Annotated in this window: 15 protein-coding genes; 10 read left to right on the top strand and 5 right to left on the bottom strand. The window is 67.8% G+C overall.

Annotated elements, in window-relative coordinates; genetic code table 11:
* The first annotated feature begins 232 nt into the window (after positions 1-232).
* The 3 genes from F7O44_RS20165 (at position 233) to F7O44_RS20155 (ending at position 2123) form a co-directional block, all read left to right on the top strand.
* Positions 233-526 (top strand): hypothetical protein, encoded by a 294-nt coding sequence (locus F7O44_RS20165; RefSeq protein WP_162452078.1) that lies wholly within the window; start codon positions 233-235, stop codon positions 524-526.
* Between the two features lie 56 nt (positions 527-582).
* Positions 583-1782 (top strand): signal recognition particle-docking protein FtsY, encoded by a 1200-nt coding sequence (gene ftsY / locus F7O44_RS20160; RefSeq protein ID WP_162452077.1) that lies wholly within the window; start codon positions 583-585, stop codon positions 1780-1782.
* A 146-nt stretch (positions 1783-1928) separates the two neighbouring features.
* The gene (locus tag F7O44_RS20155; protein ID WP_162452076.1) at positions 1929-2123 is read left to right on the top strand and encodes a CsbD family protein; all 195 of its coding nucleotides are present in this window, start codon (positions 1929-1931) and stop codon (positions 2121-2123) included.
* A gap of 110 nt (positions 2124-2233) precedes the next feature.
* Here F7O44_RS20155 and F7O44_RS20150 read toward each other — a convergent pair whose 3' ends face one another.
* From F7O44_RS20150 to F7O44_RS20135, 5 genes are all read right to left on the bottom strand, one after another.
* Positions 2234-3757, bottom strand: coding sequence for an acyl-CoA mutase large subunit family protein (locus F7O44_RS20150; RefSeq protein ID WP_162452075.1), 1524 nt, complete (start codon positions 3755-3757; stop codon positions 2234-2236).
* Entirely contained in the window at positions 3745-5337 is a 1593-nt protein-coding gene (locus F7O44_RS20145; RefSeq protein ID WP_162452074.1) for an AMP-binding protein, read from the bottom strand. Before F7O44_RS20145 ends, F7O44_RS20150 begins: the two co-directional genes overlap by 13 nt.
* A gap of 39 nt (positions 5338-5376) precedes the next feature.
* The gene (locus F7O44_RS20140) at positions 5377-7485 is read right to left on the bottom strand and encodes an acetate--CoA ligase family protein (RefSeq protein ID WP_162452073.1); all 2109 of its coding nucleotides are present in this window, start codon (positions 7483-7485) and stop codon (positions 5377-5379) included.
* A gap of 214 nt (positions 7486-7699) precedes the next feature.
* On the bottom strand, positions 7700-7825 hold the full coding sequence (locus tag F7O44_RS31255; protein ID WP_281353622.1) for a hypothetical protein: 126 nt from the start codon (positions 7823-7825) through the stop codon (positions 7700-7702).
* Positions 7826-7892: 67 nt separating this feature from the next.
* Positions 7893-10184 carry a tetratricopeptide repeat protein gene (locus F7O44_RS20135; protein ID WP_162452072.1) on the bottom strand — a complete coding sequence of 764 codons (2292 nt, stop codon included), beginning with the start codon at positions 10182-10184 and terminating at the stop codon, positions 7893-7895.
* Positions 10185-10520: 336 nt separating this feature from the next.
* Between F7O44_RS20135 and F7O44_RS20130 the strand changes: the two genes are divergently transcribed.
* Genes F7O44_RS20130 through F7O44_RS20100 form a run of 7 tightly spaced genes read left to right on the top strand, consistent with a single transcriptional unit; the run spans position 10521 to position 19250 of the window.
* Positions 10521-12902: a M14 family zinc carboxypeptidase gene (locus tag F7O44_RS20130; RefSeq protein WP_162452071.1), complete on the top strand. Its 2382-nt coding sequence runs from the start codon at positions 10521-10523 to the stop codon at positions 12900-12902.
* Positions 12899-14536, top strand: coding sequence for an ABC transporter substrate-binding protein (locus F7O44_RS20125; RefSeq protein WP_162452070.1), 1638 nt, complete (start codon positions 12899-12901; stop codon positions 14534-14536). The genes F7O44_RS20130 and F7O44_RS20125 overlap by 4 nt, the downstream gene beginning before the upstream one ends.
* 9 nt (positions 14537-14545) lie before the next feature.
* The gene (locus F7O44_RS20120) at positions 14546-15397 is read left to right on the top strand and encodes an ABC transporter permease (RefSeq protein ID WP_162452069.1); all 852 of its coding nucleotides are present in this window, start codon (positions 14546-14548) and stop codon (positions 15395-15397) included.
* On the top strand, positions 15397-16413 hold the full coding sequence (locus F7O44_RS20115; protein WP_162452068.1) for an ABC transporter permease: 1017 nt from the start codon (positions 15397-15399) through the stop codon (positions 16411-16413). Before F7O44_RS20120 ends, F7O44_RS20115 begins: the two co-directional genes overlap by 1 nt.
* A gap of 17 nt (positions 16414-16430) precedes the next feature.
* A complete protein-coding gene (locus F7O44_RS20110; RefSeq protein ID WP_162452067.1) occupies positions 16431-17504 on the top strand; it encodes an ABC transporter ATP-binding protein in 1074 nt (357 codons plus the stop codon).
* Positions 17501-18352: an ATP-binding cassette domain-containing protein gene (locus F7O44_RS20105; protein ID WP_162452066.1), complete on the top strand. Its 852-nt coding sequence runs from the start codon at positions 17501-17503 to the stop codon at positions 18350-18352. Before F7O44_RS20110 ends, F7O44_RS20105 begins: the two co-directional genes overlap by 4 nt.
* On the top strand, positions 18339-19250 hold the full coding sequence (locus tag F7O44_RS20100) for a proline iminopeptidase-family hydrolase (protein ID WP_162452065.1): 912 nt from the start codon (positions 18339-18341) through the stop codon (positions 19248-19250). Before F7O44_RS20105 ends, F7O44_RS20100 begins: the two co-directional genes overlap by 14 nt.
* Positions 19251-19269 lie beyond the last annotated feature (19 nt).

Raw genomic sequence — 19269 nt, 5'->3', positions numbered from 1 at the left:
GCTCGGCGTGCAGGACGTTGCTGCCGTCGCTGGTGACTATCGTGCGGCCCTGCGCTGACAGGTGGCGCACAGATCGCTGATACCTCGCTGTCAGTGGGCCGGCCCCGGCGACTGGACGGTGGCGACACGCCGTCACCGGCGTCCTGAAGCTGTTATCCATGATGCTCGCGTATTCTGACGTGGCTGGTGTTACTCATGTGACTAAAATGCCCCGCGTCTTGAAGGAGTCCACATGACAGCGATCGCCCTCGCCATGTTGGGCAGCGTGCTGCTCGCCTCCGCTGTGCTGGCTTTCGTGGGCCTCATGCATGAGCTGACCCGGTCGCGCCGCGGCCGCCGCTGGATGCGTCGACGGCGCGATGCCATTGACGCCCGGACCGACGCGCTCACCGGCCTCGTCGTGCGCGGCCTGCGCCTCAGCCGGCGTTCGCTGGCCGGGCAACTGAGCCGGCCGGCCCCAGTGCAACTACCTCGGCCGGCTGCGGGCGTGCGGGCAAGTGTTCCAGCGATGATGCAGACGCGCTGACAGACTCGCGCGGGTCATGAACCTGGCCTCGGGTCGGCGTGGGAGGATTGGCCGCTGTGGAATACGTGCTCATAGGTGTTGCCGTCGCGGTTGTCCTGATCGGCGGGTTGCTGGCCTTCGTCGTCCCGCGCCGGAAGAAGCGGATCCAGGAGCAGGCTGATCGGCCGCGCCCTGGTGCCGATTACGCCCCGGGGGTAGGGGACGACGCCACCAGCGTGGTCGACGAGCCCCGCCGGCTGGTCGAGGACGTCACGATCACTCCTCAACCAGAGGTCGAACCGGACGAAGGCGCCGTCGACGAGATCGTCGCCACTCCGGTCGAGCGGCCGGAGCCGGCTGCCGGGCGGCTGTCGCGGCTGCGAGCCCGGCTCGCCAAGTCGCAGTCCACTCTTGGCAAGGGCCTGCTGTCACTGCTCTCCAAGGACCGCCTGGACGAAGACACCTGGGAAGAGATCGAGGACACGCTGCTGGCAGCGGACCTCGGCGTGGCTCCCACCCAGGAGCTCGTGGAACGGCTCAGGGAGCGGGTCCGAGTCGAGGGCATCGCGGACCCGGCACACGCTCGCACCGTGCTGCGCGAGGAACTGGTCGCGCTCGTCGATCCGACGATGGACCGCGCGCTGCGCACCGACCGGCACATCGACGGCAACCGTCCGGCGGTGGTACTCGTCGTCGGCGTCAATGGGACCGGCAAGACCACAACCGTCGGCAAGCTCGCTCGGGTGCTGGTCGCCGAGGACCGCGACGTGATACTCGCCGCCGCGGACACCTTCCGTGCTGCCGCCGCGGATCAGCTGACCACCTGGGGTGACCGGGTCGGTGTCCCCACCGTCCGTGGCCCGGAGGGCGGCGATCCCGCCAGCGTGGCCTTCGACGCGGTGAAAACCGGCGCCGACGCGGAGGCCGACGTCGTACTCATCGACACCGCGGGCCGGCTGCAGACCAAGGTCGGGCTGATGGACGAACTAGGCAAGATCAAGCGGGTCGTGGAGAAGCACGGCCCGGTGGATGAGGTCCTGCTCGTGCTCGACGCCACCACCGGCCAGAACGGCATGATGCAGGCACGTGTCTTCGGCGAGGTCGTGGACGTCACCGGCGTCGTGCTGACCAAGCTTGACGGCACGGCCAAAGGCGGCATCGTCGTCGCTGTCCAGCGTGAACTGGGTGTTCCGGTCAAACTGGTCGGCCTGGGGGAGGGCGCTGACGATCTCGCGCCGTTCGATCCCGAGGAGTTCGTCGACGGCTTGCTCGGCTGACCACCTGCCCGGCGTTCATGATGACGGAGAAGTGTGCGCTCGCCTCGTGTAGTGCCACGTCGATTGGGTAACGGCTGTGGTCAAGAGCGGTTCGGCACAGGTGCCGGCTGCCAACGACAGCGGAAGCTATCGACGGAGGTTAACCAATGGCTGAGAAAGACCGCATGAAGCACGAAGCCGAAGACGTCAAGGGCAAGGCCAAGGAGAAGGCCGGCGAGGCCACGGGCAACGAACAAGCCCAGGCTGAAGGCGCCAGTGAGCAGGCCAAGTCCAAGTTCAAGAAGGCCGGCGAGAAGATCAAGGAAGCCGGCGAGGATGCGAAGGACGCGTTCAAGCGCTGAGCTTCTGCGGTTGTGAACTCGTAGGAGCGCGCAACCACCTCCCAGATCGATCAGATGACCGGCACGCCGCCTCGGCGCGGGGGTGCCGGTCATCTGATCGATCGTGCGTGTCAGTAGACCGTGGTGGGGACCCAACTGCCGTGGATCTCCCGCAGCGTGGTGCAGATCTCACCAACGGTCGCGTAAGCGGATACCGCCTCCACACACGCGGGCAGGATGTTCTCGTCACCGCGGGCGCTCTCGCCCAGCCGCTCCATGGCCGCCTGCCACCTGGATTCGTCCCTGCGGCTGCGCACCTCCCGGACCGCTGCCGCCTGGGCGTTCTCGGTCGCCGGATCAGGCATGAACACTTCTAGTGGGTCCGCTTCAGCCGGGAACCGGTTGACCCCCACCACCACGCGTTCCCCGCTGTCCACCTCTTGTGCGTGGCGGTAGGCCGATTCGGACAGCTGATCGGCGAAGAACCCCGACTCGATGCACCGAAGCGCACCGCCGCGCTGCTCGATGTCGCGCAACGTGTCCCACATCCGCCGCTCGAGGTCGTCGGTGAGCGCCTCGATAGCGTAGGAGCCGGCCAGCGGGTCGACGGTCTCGGTGAGGCCGGTTTCATAGGCGACCACTTGCTGGGTGCGCAACGCCAGGGTCGCCGCGGCCTCGGTCGGCACGCCGAGTGCCTCGTCGTAGGCGGATACGTGCAGGGTCTGTACGCCTGCCAGCGCGGCCACCGTTGCTTCCACGGAGGCCCGGACCACGTTGTTCATAGGCTGTTGGGCGGTGAACGTGGACCCGGCGGTGAAGGCGAAGATCCGCAATTGCATGGAGCGGGGGTCAACCGCGCCGTAGGTCTCGCGCATGAGCCGCGCCCACACCCGCCGGGCCGCTCGGAGTTTGGCTACCTCGGGCAGCACGTCGATCGTCACCGACAAGAAGGTGAACAGTGTGGGGGCAACCGCATCGATGCTGACACCTCGGCGGCGCGCCTCGTCGAGGTAGGCCCGGGCATTGGCGAACGTCCACGCCACCTCCTGTACGGCGTCGGCGCCCGACTCGCGGATGTGGTAGCCGCTCATCGCCAGTGGAACCCAGCGTGAAACATGCGTGGCGCAGTGTTCGATGGTGTCCACGGCCAGCCGCAGCGAGGGTTCCGGCGGGAACATCTGGGTCCCGCGAGCGATGTACTCCTTGAGCACGTCATTCTGGATGAACATGCCGAACTCGTTCGGATCGACGCCACGTTTGCGGGCCAGCGCCAGGAACAGCGCCGCCCAGACATAGCCGATCGAGTTGGCCGTGGTGCGCACCTGGGAGATCTCTTCGAGCGGGATGCCGTCCATCAGGATCTCGATGTCGGCCAGCGAATCGATGGCCACCCCGACCCGGCCAACCTCCCCGGCGGCGCGGGCGTCGTCGGAGTCCATGCCCATCTGTGTTGGTAGGTCCAGCGCCACTGAGAAGCCGGTGCCGCCAGCATCGAGGAGGGCACGGAACCGGCGGTTCGATTCAGCGGCTGAGCCGAACCCCGCGTACTGGCCCATCGTCCATACCCGTGGCGTATCGCTGATGCCACGGGTGTACGGGTACTCGCCGGGCCGCTCGGACCCGTCAGGTGCGTAGTCGGTTCTCAGCCGGTCCATGAGGCCACCTCCTCGCCGCGCTCCAGCCGCTCGCGCAGCACCTTCTTCGCGATCTTCTGGGTGCTGTTCAGCGGGAACGCCTCCACTCGGATCGCCTGCTTCGGGCGCTTGTACGACGCGAGCCGGGCCCGGCAGTGGCTGATCACGGCGTCTTCGCCGACGTCGGGCTCGCCGGTGTACAACGCGACGACCCGCTGACCCCAGTCCGGATCGGTGACGCCGAGGACGGCCACCTGGGACACCCCCGGCACCTCGGCGACCACGTCTTCCACCTCCCGCGGATACACGTTGTAACCCCCGGTGATGATCATGTCGCCGACCCGGTCCACCAGCCACAGCCGTCCGGCGTTGTCCATCCGCCCGAGGTCACCGGTGTGCAGCCAGCCGTCTACCACGGCCTTGCCCAGATCAGTACGCCCGGACCCGTTCCAGTATCCCCGCATCACGTGGTCCCCACGGGTGATCACTTCGCCGACCTCGCCTTCCGGCAGCGACTGACCGGCGGAGTCGACCACACGCAGCTCTACCCCGAGTGCGGTGCGGCCCGCGCTGGCCAGCAGGTCAGGCTCGCCGGCCAGGCCTCTGGCATGGTCAGCGGCGTCCAGCACGGTCACCGGCGGGATCGCCTCGACCAGCCCGTAGTACTGCACGAGGTTGGCGGTGATGCGCTCATGTGCGGCCCGGATGACCTCCGTCGGCATGGGCGCCCCGGCGTAGCCCAGCATCTTCATCCGGTCCCGAAGCGGTCCCAGTGTGTCGTCGGCCAGGGCCAGCAGCCGGGAAACCATGGTCGGGACCACCGCTGTGTGGGTGACTCCGTGCCGGGTGACGGCGTCAGCGAAACGTTCCGGATCCCATTTCGGCATGATCAGCTGACGTGCCCCGGCAACCAGGAACGGCAGGACAAACAGCCCGGACGTGTGGGTGATCGGCCCGGCGTGGCAGTACACGTCCGTCTCGCTGGGTGGCCCGCCGAGCACGTCGTGTGTCATGTTGATGGTGCCGGCCAGCCAGTTGCGGTGGGTGCGCTGCGCACCCTTCGGATGACCCGTTGTGCCCGACGAGTAGTGCAGTCCGCACAACGCGTCAGCCTCGCTGGAGAACGGGGCGGCCGGAGCCGGCGTGTCCAGCAGCGTCTCCAGGCACGACGACGGCCCGCCCGCCCGGGCCGCGTCGTCACCCGTGACGCCGACGACCAGAACGTGCTCCATGTCAGCGGCCAGGCCGACGACGTCGCCGGAGAACCTGACGTCGTGGATCAGGGTGGTCGCGCGGCAGTCGGCGGCGATGCGGGCCCAGTCGTCGGGGTGCAGCCGATGGTTGAGCGCCACCCGGACCAGTCCGGCGGCGCGGATCGCGAGGTCGGTCTCCAGGTATGTCGTCGAGTTGGTCTGCAGGTCGAGGACGCGATCACCCGGCTCCAGACCGAGCCGCCGCAGGCCCACGGCGAGCCGTGCCACACGTTCGCCGAGGGCGGCGAAACTCAGCTGCTGCCACGATCCGGCCGCATCAGGGCCCTCGACGGCGATCCGGTCGCCGAACCGGCGAGCCGCCCGGTCGACCAGTGTCGCGATGTCCACATCTGCCCCTTTCCCTGGTTCGCCTTTGCCGGCTCATGATCACCGGTCCGGTTGCGGTGTGGCTGGTATGTAGGCGGCGTCGAGCACCCGCACGCCGCGGGGGAGTACGAGGACGGGGTTGAGATCGAGTTCGAAGCCGTCCGGCCATCCGATGGTCATCTCGGAGACGGCGGTGATCAGGTCGATCAGCGCTGCGGTGTCCAGTGGGGGAGCGCCACGATACCCGGCCAGCAGACGGGCGCCGCGCAATTCGGCCACCATCTCGGTGGCGTCCTCGCGGGACAACGGCAACAGGCGGGACGACGCGTCGTCGAGCACCTCGGTCAGCACGCCGCCGAGCGCGACCGTGAGAACCTGGCCGAGTGGGCTGGCTGCGACGCCTACCAGTACCTCCAGACTGTGCTCGGCCGTCACCATCTCCTCGACCAGCACCGCGCCACCGAGCCGAGCGACCTTCGTGTAGGCGTTCCGCGCGGTCTCGGCAGTGACGCCGCCGACGACGCCACCGGCCTCACTCTTGTGGATCAGTCCTGGCACGACAGCCTTGACGACGGCGTGACCGCCGAGCTCGGCCACGGCGGCGACGGCGTCGTCCGGATCGTGTGCCAGTCGCCCGGCCGGGACGGCCACGCCGTGGTCGGCCAGCAGTGCCTTGAGACCGGGCTCGTCGCTTCGCTGTGGTGCCGGGTTGCCCGGCGACGGAGGCGGAGCCTCGACCAGGGCTGTTCCCGCCGCGGGGACGGGGGCTGAGGCGCCCGTGCCGGCCGTCGCACGGGCGGTTCGCCACCGGCCCGCGAGCGCGCGTACCGCCCGGGCCGGCGTCGGGTAGGCGGGAAGACCGGCCTTGCGCAGCGCCTCGGTTGCCTCCGGAGCGAGGAAGTCTGCACCGGTACGGGCGACGAACACGGGTTTGCCCGCCCGGTCAGCGGCCTCGCCCACGGCGGTGACGATGTCCATCACCTGGTCGCCGGTGAGCACACAGAAACAGGTCACGACGGCGTCGACGCCGTCGTCGTCCACCACCACGTCCAGCGCCCGCCGCAGCAGTTCGCGGTCGCTCATCACGGCGGCAGTGACGTCCACCGGGTTGGCGGTCGCGCCGAAGGCGGGCACGATCGCGTTCAGCGCGCTCGTGGTCGCGGGATCGAGTGTGGCGAGGGTGAGCTCGCCGGTGGTCTCGATCGCGTCGGCGGCCAGGATGCCGGAGCCGCCCGAGGTCGTCACCACTGCCACCCGGGGTCCGCGCGGAAGGTGCGGGCTGCTGAAAGCCGCACCGAGGTCCAGCAGTTCGTCGATGTCGCGGGCGCGGGCTATCCCGAGCTGGCGGAAGGCGGCGTCGACGACCCGGTCACTGGTGGCGAGCGCGCCGGTGTGGCTGGCGGCGGCTTTGGAACCGGCGTCGCTCGAACCGGCTTTGAGCAGGGCCAGTGGCTTTCCGGTCGCGGCCAGGCGGCGCAGTGCCGCACCGTCGGCCAGGGTCTCGGTATAGCCGAGCAGGGCGTCGACCTCAGGCTCGGCGGCCAGCGCCTCGAGGGCGTCAAGGGTGCTGACCGCGGCTTCGTTGCCTGTGTTGACGGCAGAGTGCAGGCCGATCCCGCGTTCGAGCGCGAGGCTGACGGTGCCGAATCCCAGCGCACCGGACTGGGTGGCGAACCCGACCCGGCCCGGCACCCTGGGTAGGTCGGCTGCCCCGAAGAGCGGGCTGAATGTGGCGGTCTGTCCGGTTCTGAAGCCGACGGAACCGATGCAGTTCGGGCCGACGACGCACACCCCCGCCTCGCGGGCGGTATCGACCAGCTCGCGCTGGAGTGCCGCGCCGTCGTCACCTGCCTCGACGAACCCACTGGACATGATGATGGCGACTGGCACGCCCACCCGCCCGCACCGGCGGACCACGTCGACAACGGCGGCGGCGGGGACCATGACCAGCGCCAGATCCACCCGTTCGGTGAGCTCGGTGGCGGCGGGCAAGCCGCAGACCGTGCCGCCCTTCGGGTTCACCGGGACGATCCGGCCGCCGTAGCCATACCGGAGCAGAAACTCGACGGGTAGCCGGCCGAGTGCTCTGGGGCGGTCGGTGGCGCCGATCACGGCGATGGACCGGGCATCCCAGAGCACCCGGAGATCGTGCGTCTCCTGGCTACGCATGATCTGACGTTGTCACGTTTCCATCACCGCCGTCAAGAAGGCAACATAATCTTCAGATCGTGATCATTTTGGGGCGCTTCTGTCGTGTCCGTGGGCGGAGGCGCCTGGACGACGGGTGTGTGCCCAGTCGTGTGAATCCGAACGGCGTACAGCGGCGTTGGCTGGCACGACGATCTCCACGACCCCGAATACCGCTCCGGCGGCCCGTCGTGATTCACACGACGATCTTCACAACCAGCGGCAACCACTCCCCGAACGCGACACACCACAACTGGACCCCGCCGAAACCCCCGGGGAACAACCCGCCAGCAGCGGCCCGCATGAACTCACCCGCGCACATGCCGCAGGCGCCTCATTTGGAGCTGAAGCCGGTGAGTCGGCCGCCTACGATGTTCCACCCATGATCATTACAGCGAGAGGTCGGCATGTCGCTCGTTGCCCGAACTGGTCAGCTCAGGAAGGCCGCCATTGAAGGCCCAAGCGGCGAGTTCGGTACGCGAGCGGATGCTGAGCTTGCGGTAGATGTTCTCCAGGTGCCTGCCTACGGTGTTCTCGGATATGCCGAGTGCGCGGGCGAGACGGCGGTTGGTCATGCCACGTGCGACCAGGGCGGCGACTTCACGCTCCCGGTTGCTGATCGCCACTGCGCCGGCGCCGCCAACGGCGCCGGCGGCGTCTATTGGGGGATCGGCGCTACCGTGCGTGTCCGGGTTGGTTTCCCGGCTGAACGCGGTGGTGAACGTGTGACGGGCGGATGCGGCCCGGCCCTCCGCCCAGGCGGCATCGAAGCGTTCAAGGCCGAGGATCGCGCGCGACTGGTCGACCACGCGTTCGAGGACCGCGTGCCGGTCCGGCGAGGTGGACGATCCGATTGAGTCCCGGATCTCGCGGGCAGCGGCGTAGCGCCGGATCGCGTCGACGTGATGCCCTCGAGCCGCGTCGATCGCGGACAGACCTTCCAGGGACGCGGCCATCGCCGCACTCAGCCCAATTCTCCCGGCGGTTTCCAGAGCTTGGGTGTAATGCTGTTCAGCGGAATCGAGCTGTCCGAGAGAGCGTTCCGCATCGGCGGCATTGCTGAGGCTCCACGCCATGCCCCACGTGTCGTCGAGCTCCCCGAAGAGCACGAGCCCGCGCTGGAACAGTGACAGCGCATCCTGATTACGTCCTTGGTGCAGGTGGACCAGGCCGAGGCTGTTGGTGACCCGCGCGTGTCCGGCGGCATCGCCGAGGGTTTGGTGGATGGCCGCGCTGTCACGCAGCAGCTCGAGTGCGGAGCCATAGGTACCGAGATATGCGTGCACCTCGGCCATGCCGGTCAGTGCGGCCGCCAGCTCAGCGTGGAGATCGCCCTGCCTGGCCCGGTCGATCGCCTCCTGATAGTAGGAGCTGGCCTCGGCATACCGGCCCTGCCCGAAAGCGATCCGGCCGGACGCGGCGAGCGCCATGGCGAGCAGAGGCGGCTCCGCAGCGCCGGCTCCTTCGACCGCCACCCGCAGCCATCGGGCGCCCTCTTCGAAGTACCCTCTGATGAACCAGAACTCAGCCAGTGATGTGCTCATGGCGAGGGCGTTCAAACGGCGAACGGGTTCTGGGCCAGCGCTGGTCCACTCCAGGGCGGCCCTGAGGTTGTCGTGGTCGAGCTCCAGGCGGTCGAGCCAGGCGCCCTGGCCACCCCGGGTGATCAGCGCCCGGCCTCCGTCGGCGGCCAGGGCGGCGAACCTCGTGGCGTGTGCATCACGGCAGGCGTCGAGTTCTCCGGCGTGCCGCAGTAGTTCAGCGGCGTACTCGCGGATGTACTCCAGCATGCCCAGGCGCGGGGTAGTGGCGCTTCCGGCCACCCGGATGACCAGGCTTTTGTCCATCAGGGACCGGATGACCGGGAGGATCGCCGACGAATCCGGCGCGCCGACGATCTCCGCGGCGGACGCGATGTCGCAACCGCCGCGGAAGACACTCAAGCAACGGAAGACCCGTCGTTCCTCCTCATCGAGCAGGTGGTAGCTCCAGTCCAGAGCTGACCTCAATGTCCGCTGGCGCTCCGGGAGATCGCGGGGGCCGTTGCTCAACACGTCCAATGGCTGCTGTAGGCGGTCCAGAATCTGGGCCGCCGAGAGCATGCTCATATGACCAGCGGCAAGCTCGACTGCCAGCGGAACGCCCTCCAGCCGTCGCACCAGTTCGGCGAGAGTTTGCGCGTTGGACTCCTCGACGTCGAAACCCGGAACGATGGCCTGGGTGCTGTGCACGAACAGCGCGATCGCTGGATTCTCCCGCACGGTCCAGGTGTCGGAGACCATCGCTGGATCAGGCACCGGGAGTGGCGGAACCTCGATCTCCTGCTCCCCCCGTAACCGCAGCCGTTCCCGGCTGGTGACCAGGAGCTGAAGCCACGGACAGTACGACAGCACCCGCGCCAGGTCACTGCCGGCGTCAACGACGTGTTCGAAGTTGTCGAGAACGACGAGTGTTCGCTGGCGGTCGTGGGGCATCGCGAGGAACGCGTCGAGAGCGCCGTCGGCGCCTACCGGTATGGTCAGGCCGAGGGCGGCGGCCATGGTCGGCACCACCAGGCCGCTGTCCGGCACCGCGGCGAGATCGACGAAGCCCACCGCCCCGGCGAAATGCTCCCCGAGGTCGTTCCCGGCCGCGATCGCCAGCCTTGTCTTGCCGACGCCGGCCGTTCCCGTGATCGTCATCAGGCGGGTACCAGACTGGATCGACGAGCGAATGCGGGCGAGCTCGGACGCACGGCCGAAGACCGGGGTCAGCGGCCGTGGCAAAGGCGAAGGCCGAGCGGGTTCTCGGGTCGTGGGACTCGTCCTCCCTGTCGGACAGGAGATGGTGGCCGATTCGGCAGTATCGCATCTTCTGTTGTCCGGCACGATCGGCCGGGCAGCCCAGTGGTGTGAATTCCCCATGTCCGCCAGCGCATCCCCGATGGGAATGGGGCATTCACATGATGCAGGCCGGACGCCCGCGACTGGACGATATCTGGACCAGCCGCACAGCCCGGGTACGGAAAGGTGCCACCCATGCAGTACGCCGGTTCGCCGCAGTCAGCGTCGCCAGGACGCCGGCTGGCAACTGGCATGGACGTGCCTTCCGCCCGCCTACGGGTTCCCCGGGAATCGACTCAGCCGCCGGGTGACGAACTACTCTCACATTCGGCGCTATTGTCCAGGTTGGACGAACTCGGCCAGTCCGAACGGGTTCAGGTCAGCATGATCGGGACGACCCATGAGGGCCGCGCGATTCCGCTCATCACCATCAGCCATCGCGACGTGATCGCCGACGGTGAGGCTGTGCGACGGGGCCACCTGGCAAGGGCGGTACCCGCACCGGGCGACACCCTCGCCGACGGCTGCGACGACGGTCCGCTCCCGGTTCTCTTCCTCTCCAGCGACCACGGCTTCGAGGCGTCTCAGGTATCCGCGCTCCTGGAACTCTCCGAGTATCTGGCTGCCGCTACCGACCCTTGGATCGACGACCTGCTGAGGACACTCGTTGTCCTGGTGATCCCCGTTGCTTCCCCCGACGGGTACGAGCGCAGCCGCGCAGAGTGGAGGACGCACCCGTTCAGCAGTGGCCTTTCGGGCGGCGGCAATCATTATGGCGTTGGGGTGAGCGGTGAGTACCTGCACTCCGACCAGCCGGAGACGGTGGCACTGCGATCGTTGATTTCGCGATGGCAGCCGGGGGTGGTGTGGCAACCGCATGAGGACGTCACCGGCCTAGGGCGAGCCTTTCCGGAGGTGACGACGGCGGGACCGGCAGAGGCGGAATCCGACGACGACTCCGCCGCGGCGATCTGGTCGGTCGAGCAGCGAATCGGGGCGGCGATCGCGGATGCTTGGCGAGCAAGAGGGTACGACGTCCTCCCCAACCACGATGGCCGCCACGGATGGCCTGGTCGCGGCGACGGCGTCGAACTCCACCGGAGTCCACGCCTCCGGTTGTCTCGCGTGCTGTCATTGCTCGGGGTGGTCTCGTTGGTCACGGCCAACTGCCGCACGCCTGGGAGCCAACCGTGGATCGATCGAAACGAGCAAAAACACATCGCCGGCCGCACCATTCTTGAGCAGGCCAGCGGTATGCGGGCGGACATCCTCCAGGCTCGGCGCGCTTTCTTGCGGCGCGCGATGGAGCACGAGCCGGAGAGTTGCTACGTGCTGCCGGCGGCCCAAGATCCAGCGGTACTGAGCCGGGCGGTGGCGCTGCTCAACCGCACCGACATCCAGGTGTGTCTGCCCGGAGGCCAGGGAGACATCTTCGTTCCGCGTCGCCAACCATTCAGTGCCCTCGCCGACCTGTTGCTTTCCGAGGCACACGGGGGCGACGCGTCGCTCGTCTCGGCGCTCGGCCTCAAGGTCGTCGTGCCCCGTGCGGCTGAACGCAGGACGACCGCCGGCGCTAGCCAGTCCGCGCCCGGTGGACGGCCTGACCAACCACCGGGCACGGTTGAGAACCGGCCGGGGGAGGTGCGCTTCGGTGGGCTACACGCGGTGGTTGCCGTCAACCGCCTCCTCCGGCTACCTGGCACCGGAGTGTCCTGGCTGCCGGATGGGTCGTTCAGAGTGCGTGCCCCAGGCGGCGAGGGCCGGCTCGCGAGTGTCATGCGAGGGCTGTCTCCGATGTACCTTGACGGGGCCGGACCCGACGGAGGCTTCGAGCTCGTCCGCACCCCACGGATCGGAGTCTTCTCCGGGCAGGGGGTCAAGGATATGCCGTGGGCCGGAGGGCTCGGACCGGCCCGATGGTTCATGCGGGTCAACGAGTTCGACAGCGTGCTAGTCGAACCTCGTGACATCGCGGCCGGTGCCTTGGCCGCCCTGGACGTGCTGCTGGTGCCGGCCGGGGATGCGCGGGAGATACTACGCGGCTGGAACGACGCGGACATCCTGCGCCGATTCCCGTGGGAGACCCCAGGTGAGCCGGAGGGCCTGGCCGGCGAAGGAATCTCGGCCATTCGCAGGTTCGTCGAAGGCGGGGGAGCGTTCATCGGCATCGGTGCGGGCGGCGGCTGGCTCGCGACCCGGGACCATGCACACTTGCTGGACGTCGGCATTGCCGAGGTCGGTGATGCCCAGCACCGGATCGGACCGGCGCCCGAGGACGTCGGCGACCTGTTGTTCGCCGGCATCGGGCCGGTCGTCGCGGCGTCCGGCGGAACCGCGTTCAGTCACGGTCCCTCCGTGCGCCGGCTGGCGTCGTACGTGCCGGTGCCGGGTGAGCGCACCTCCGGCGGTGCCCCGATCGTCGAAGGCGACGTCGGGGACGGGACGGTCGTCCTGTTCGGTTTCGATCCCACACGTACAACGATGGCGTTGCGAACGGCTCGGCTGCTCAGCCACGCACTGCTGCGCACCGGTATCCGTACGGCACATTACTCACATCCAAGGAGCGAACGACCATGAGCAATATCAGTGTTCGATGGCGATGCGCTGCCGTAGGCGTCGGTCTTGCGTTAGTCGTCGCGGGTTGCGGGAGTAACACCGAAGTCGAGCCGGCCGGAGAGTCGACGGCCGCGGAGGCCAACGGTGGCCGGGACGGCACTCTGGTTGTCAACATTCTCGGCGCGCCTACCACGATCGACCCGGCCGCGGCCTGCGGCGTCAACGACATGCACCTGGCCGACAACCTATACGCCAGGCTGGTCGACTACGGCGTGGAGCCGGGACCGGCGCCGGGGACAACTGTCTTCGATCCCACGACATACGAGCCGTCGCTGGCGGAATCGTGGGAGATCAGCGAGGACGGTCTGGTCTATACGTTCCTGCTGCCGGACGACGTGACGCTCCCGTCGGGTGATCCGATCGACGCGAGCGTCGTGAAGTACTCGCTAGACCGGGCGATGGAGATGGGCCTGTGCGGGAACTCGTATCTGAACGACCAGTTCGTCGACCCGCCGCTGATCGAGAACACCGAAGCAGTGGACGCCACCACGCTGCGGATCACGCTGCGCCAGCCGAATCTCAACTTCCTGCAGGCACTCGCTCAGCCGGCTGCCGCCATCGTCGATCCTGGTTTGATCGAGGCCAACGGGGGCGTGGAGCCCGGAACCGCGAACGAGTACTTCGCCAACAACTCCGCAGGGGCGACGGGGCCCTTCCTGCTCGACGATTACGAGCCCGGCAAGAGCGCGGTCCTCGTTGCCAACCCGGACTACCACGGTGAGCCTCCGGCGTCGGAACGGATTCACGTCAACTTCATCACCGACACGTCGACGATGCTGTTGCAGGCGCGCAACGGCACGGCGCACGTGAGCGTCGGGATCTCGAAGGCGGCGGCACGAAGCCTGGAGGACGATCCGTGCTGCACAGTCATGCCGTTCTCGTCCGCACTGGCTCTCGACATCGCGTTGAACTGGGACTTCGAGCCATTCGCCGACGTGCGGGTGCGCGAAGCGCTGACCCACGCCTTCCCGTACGAGGACATGCTGGCCTCGGTCGGGCACGGGTACGGGGAGGTCTTCTACGGGCCGCTGGCTCCGGACCTGCCGGGGTTCAGCGCCGAGCTCAGCCAGCAGCGCGAATACGACCCGGAACGAGCCCGGGAACTGCTCGCCGAATCCGGCGTCGAGTTGCCGCTCGAGTTCGAGCTGTCTATTCCAGCTGGCCAGGAGGAACTCGCCGAATTCGCGACCGCGGTGCAGAGCGTACTCGCGGACATCGACGTGGCGGTCACGGTCCGGGAGATCGCCCCGTCCGAGCGAGCCGAGATACTCAACAGCGGCGCCTACGATGCGATAGTGATCGCCGGCGGGCCCGCGATGGTCGACCCCGGGTACTTCCTCGCCTATGACATGTCGTGCGCGTCGCCGAGCAACATCACGGGGATCTGTGTCCCCGAGGCCGACGAGAACTGGGAGATCGCGCGGCAGACCCACGACGAAGCGCAGCGGCAAGCGTACTGGGACCGGGTGACCGAAGAGTGGACCGCTGTCTCACCGAAGCTCAAGTTCTGGTCGATCCCGGCGATGGTTGTCATGGATGAGTCGGTGACCTCGCTGCATCACGCGATCCACCCGAACTTCCACAGCTGGCAGTGAGTGACGGCGATGAAGCTGGCACGGGGTACAGGTGGCTGGCGCAGTGGAGCCACTCTGGCGATCGCCGGGCTGTGCTTGGTCATAGCGGTGGCATTGGCTGTGCCGCCGCTGTGGCCGCACAGCGCAATCGCCACCGACTTCACCGCCACGATGCAGCCTCCGTCCCTGGCACATCCGATGGGGACCGACGGCGTCGGCCGCGACATGCTGGCACGGTTCGCCGCGGGGGCGCGGATATCGCTGCTCATCGGATTGGTGGCAGTGGTCGCCGGAGCGCTCGCGGGGGCGGTCATCGGGGTGGTGGCCGGGTTGTCCCGGGGTCTAATCGACAACATCCTCATGCGGGCCATGGACGCGCTGATGGCGTTTCCCGCGCTGATGCTCGCGATGGCGGTGACCATCGGCTTCGGCCGGGGCCTGCAATCGGCGACGGTGGGGGTGACGCTGGGCGTCGTCCCATGGGTGGCGCGGATGGCCCGTGGTGAGACGTTGCGTATCGTGGCGCTGCCCATGATCGAGGCGGCCAGGGCATTGGGGCTGCGCCGTCTGCAGCTCGTGCGCAGGCACGTGGTGCCGCACATGATCTCGTTGCTGATGATCCAGGCGACCTCCGCCTATGGCGCGGTGATCCTCGCGGTGGCGGCGCTGGGCTTCCTCGGGCTCGGAGCGCAGGTGCCCACCCCCGAGTGGGGAGCGATCATCACCGAAGGCCTGGAACCTGCGCTGACCGGAGCATGGTGGGTGGCGCTGTTCCCAGGGCTGGGCATGCTCCTCGTGGTGACCTGTACCAATGTGTTGTCCGATCGGCTGCGTGACGTGCTGGACCCACGTGGTTCCTTCGCCACGGTCCGGAGCCGATGATGGGCCGGTTCCTCCTGGTACGTGTGTTCAGCGGGTTGCTCACCGTCATCGGAGCTTCGATCGTCGCGTTCTTCTTCATGCGGATGCTGCCGGGCGATCCGGCACGGCTCATCGCGGGGGAGTACGCCAGCGAGGCGGCCATCGAGATCCAGCGAGCCCAGCTCGGTCTGGATGATCCGTTCTGGCAGCAGTACCTGACGTACATCGGCGATTTCGTGCGGGGTGACTGGGGCTTCTCACACTCCCGGGGACAACCGGTGCTCGACCAGTTCGTCGCCGCGCTCCCGGCCACCCTCGAGATCGCGTTCTTCGCGGTAGCGCTCGCATTCACCGCCGCCGTGATCGGCGCGGCGGTGACCGGGTGGTCCCGTGGAGGTGTCCTGGACGGAGCGGTCCGGGCGTCGTCGTACATCGGTCTGGGAACCGCACCGTTCTGGCTGGGACTACTGGTTCTGATCGTCTTCTTCGAGCGGCTTCAGGTGCTGCCCGGACCGGAAGGGAGATTGTCTCCGGGCACCGCGCCGCCACCGCGGGTCACCGGGTTCTATCTGCTGGATTCGCTGGTCGCCGGCCAATGGTCGACCTGGTGGGACAGCCTTCAGCACCTCATCCTGCCTGGGTGCACACTGGCGCTGGTCATCTACGCGTGGCTGGTGCGGATGATGCGGTCGGGCGTGCTCGAGTTCGTCCGGGAGCCGTTCGCCCTGGTCGCGCGGAGCAAAGGCCGTGGGCGATGGGGCGTGGTGGTCCGCGACGTCATGCCGAATGCTCTGCTGCCAGCGGTGACCGCCGGAGGGTTGATCACCGCTGAACTTCTGACCAGCACTGTCCTGGTCGAGACCGTATTCAACTGGCCCGGCATCGGACGTTTGGTGACCGACGCGATACTGCAGCAGGACTTCGCGGTAGTGCAGGCATTCATCATGGTCAGCGCCTGCATCACCGTGACGGTCACGGTGCTGACCGACCTGCTCTACGGCGTCATCGATCCGCGCATCCGGGTGCGGGCGACGTGACACAGGGAGATGAGGCCATGACCGGCCCGGCGACCGGAGTCCCGGCGACCGACCACCCGCCAGCGAGGATCGCTCCGGTACTGAGCGTTCGCGGCCTGAACACCGAGTTCGCCACCGAACGTGGCCGTGTCCACGCCGTGCGCGGCGTCGGCTTCACGCTTCAGCGCGGTGAACGTCTGGGAGTGGTCGGTGAGTCAGGATCGGGCAAGTCGGCCCTGGCGCTGTCCATCCTCGGTCTCATCGAGCCGCCCGGGAACGTCGTCGATGGTCACGTCTGGCTCAACGGGCGCGATCTGCGGACGTTGACAGAGCGCCAGCTGAATCGGGTGCGCGGTCAGGAGATCAGTGTGGTTTTCCAGGACCCGCTGACGGCCCTGAATCCGGTCCGGCGGATCGGGCCGCAGATAGCCGAGGTGATCACGATGCACAGCGACGTGACCCGTGCCGATGCCAGAAGACGCGCGATCGACCTGCTCACAGACGTGGACCTCCCACGACCGGAGCAGGCTTACCGGGCGTACCCACATCAGTTGTCCGGCGGAATGCGCCAGCGCGTCATGATAGCCGTGGCATTGGCGAACTCGCCGGACGTCTTGATCGCGGACGAGCCGACAACAGCGCTGGACGTTACCACCCAAGGTCAGATCATGCGGCTGATCGACCGGGTAGTCGCCGAGCGGCACACCGCCGTCATCCTGATCACTCACAACGTCGACCTCGTGGCCGACTTCTGCGACACGATCCAGGTGATGTACGCGGGGCAGGTCGTCGAACGAGGAAGATGCGCCGACGTACTGAACGCGCCGGCACATCCGTACACGGCGGCATTGCTGGCATCAGTGCCGTCGCTTGAGGCGGATCGCGCCGCCCCGCTGCCGACGCTGGACGGGCTGCCCCCTGACTTGAGCATTGAGGCGGCCGGGTGCGCGTTGGCTCCACGCTGTCCGCTGAGCGCTGGCCGGAGCGAGTGTCACACGGTGTCCCCGCCCGTCGTCGAGGTGAGTGGGGACCGGACGTGGATCAGCCGGTGCCACTTCGCCTCCGAGCAGCACTCCATCAGTCGCAACCAGCACGCGGAGGTGTCCGGATGACGGCTGATCGCCTGCCGGACGCGGCTCCGGACGTTGTGGCGCCACTGCTCGACGTACGCGGCCTGACCAAGGTCTTCGAAGCCAGGCGCGCCAGGAGGGCCGAACCGGTCGTCGCCGTGGATCAGGTGAGCTTCCAGGTCGAGCGAGGTGAGACGTTCGGCTTGATCGGTGAGTCCGGCAGCGGGAAGACCACTGCGATCCGCTGCCTGCTGCGGTTGGTCGAACCCACGTCCGGCGCGGTGACGTTCGGCGGCGACGATGTCCTGGCCCTCTCCGGTCCCGAGCTTCGAACGCTTCGAGCCCGCATGCAGGTGCTCTTCCAGGACCCGTACTCGTCATTGGACTCCCGGATGTCGGTGCGAGACATCGTCGCCGAGCCCCTGACTGCGCACCGGAGAATGAGCCGCCAGCAGCGCCGGCACGCGGCGGAAGAGATGCTGCGGCTGGTCGGGATCGACCCGGTGTTCGGCGGACGGCGTGCGCACACTTTCTCCGGTGGTCAACGCCAGCGGATCGCCCTGGCCCGGGCACTCATCCTCAACCCCGAACTGGTGGTTCTCGATGAGCCGGTGTCCGCCCTGGACGTCTCGGTCCAGGCGCAGATCATCAACATGCTGCGAGAGATGCAGGCAAGGCTTTCGCTGACCTACGTAGTCGTGCTGCACGACCTCGCCGTCGCCCGGTACTTCTGTGACCGCGTCGCCGTGATGCGCCGCGGCCGCGTCGTCGAAACCGGTCCGGCCATCGAGGTCATCGACAACCCACAGCATCCGTACACCCAGGAACTGCTCGCCGCGGTGCCCGGCCGCCACGGCGGAGAAGAGGAGACAGTCCATGCACCCGGATGAACCGGCCGCGAACAGCGGCGAACTCTACGTCGAATTCGGCCCGGGACAGCAGCTCTACACCAGGTGGGTCGGTGCGGACCGGGACCGGACGCCGCTGTTGTGCCTGCATGGAGGGCCTGGCGCGGTCTCGCACGAAGGGCTGGAACCGCTGGAAGGTATCGCCGCCGACGGCCGGCAGGTCATCTTCTTCGATCAACTGGGATGCGGCCGGTCGTCACGCCCGGATGATCCGTCGTTGTGGAGGAACGACCTCGTCTGCGACCAGATCGACGCGATACGTGCGGCGTACGGTCTGGCCAGCGTGGCAGTGCTCGGACACAGTTACGGGGGTTGGGTCACACAGGAATATGCGTTACGCCAGCCCACCGGTTTGCGCGGAATCGTCTTGGCGGACACGGCTCCCGATGCAGAGATGTACCTGGCTGAAGGTAGGCGGATCAGGGACTCGCTGCCCGCGCAGACGCGGGCCGTTCTCGACCGGCACGAACGGGCCGGCACCACCGACAGTCCGGAGTACGCCGACGCCTACCGGCAGTTCCTCGAAGAGTTCACGTGCACGATCCGTCCGCTGCCGGCCTCGATCGAGCGGGCTCGAGCGGGTGGTAATCCGGAGATCGCACGAATCATGTGGGGGCCCGGGGGACGAAGCTTCGAGATGAACGGCCGCCTCCGCGGATGGAGTGTGGTGGACCGGCTCCCGGAGATCGGCATACCTGTCTTGGTCATCACCGGTTCTGAGGATATGGCGTCACCGGCCATCGCCCGGTTCATGGCCACGGCCATTCCTGATGCGCGCTGCGTGATCATCGACGGGGGCTCGCACACCCCCTTCTACGAGGACCCGGAGACGTTCTGCTCCAGCGTGCGGACGTTCTTGACCGGCATCGACGCGCCATGACGAGTGGTCTGTCCCCCTT

It is taken from the genome of Phytoactinopolyspora mesophila, from assembly GCF_010122465.1.
GTDB classification, from domain to species: domain Bacteria; phylum Actinomycetota; class Actinomycetes; order Jiangellales; family Jiangellaceae; genus Phytoactinopolyspora; species Phytoactinopolyspora mesophila.
The sequence above is the reverse complement of the archived record's forward strand: the minus strand, read 5'-3'. Positions and strand labels throughout refer to the sequence as shown.

Coding starts and splice junctions, on each gene's coding strand:
- F7O44_RS20110 (WP_162452067.1), top strand. CDS start 16,431: ATGACCGGCCCGGCGACCGGAGTCCCGGCGACCGACCACCCGCCAGCG.
- F7O44_RS20150 (WP_162452075.1), bottom strand. CDS start 3,757: ATGGACCGGCTGAGAACCGACTACGCACCTGACGGGTCCGAGCGGCCC.
- F7O44_RS20100 (WP_162452065.1), top strand. CDS start 18,339: ATGCACCCGGATGAACCGGCCGCGAACAGCGGCGAACTCTACGTCGAA.
- F7O44_RS31255 (WP_281353622.1), bottom strand. CDS start 7,825: ATGTGCGCGGGTGAGTTCATGCGGGCCGCTGCTGGCGGGTTGTTCCCC.
- F7O44_RS20125 (WP_162452070.1), top strand. CDS start 12,899: ATGAGCAATATCAGTGTTCGATGGCGATGCGCTGCCGTAGGCGTCGGT.
- F7O44_RS20155 (WP_162452076.1), top strand. CDS start 1,929: ATGGCTGAGAAAGACCGCATGAAGCACGAAGCCGAAGACGTCAAGGGC.
- F7O44_RS20135 (WP_162452072.1), bottom strand. CDS start 10,184: ATGACGATCACGGGAACGGCCGGCGTCGGCAAGACAAGGCTGGCGATC.
- F7O44_RS20105 (WP_162452066.1), top strand. CDS start 17,501: ATGACGGCTGATCGCCTGCCGGACGCGGCTCCGGACGTTGTGGCGCCA.
- F7O44_RS20140 (WP_162452073.1), bottom strand. CDS start 7,485: ATGCGTAGCCAGGAGACGCACGATCTCCGGGTGCTCTGGGATGCCCGG.
- F7O44_RS20120 (WP_162452069.1), top strand. CDS start 14,546: ATGAAGCTGGCACGGGGTACAGGTGGCTGGCGCAGTGGAGCCACTCTG.
- F7O44_RS20115 (WP_162452068.1), top strand. CDS start 15,397: ATGGGCCGGTTCCTCCTGGTACGTGTGTTCAGCGGGTTGCTCACCGTC.
- F7O44_RS20165 (WP_162452078.1), top strand. CDS start 233: ATGACAGCGATCGCCCTCGCCATGTTGGGCAGCGTGCTGCTCGCCTCC.
- F7O44_RS20130 (WP_162452071.1), top strand. CDS start 10,521: ATGCAGTACGCCGGTTCGCCGCAGTCAGCGTCGCCAGGACGCCGGCTG.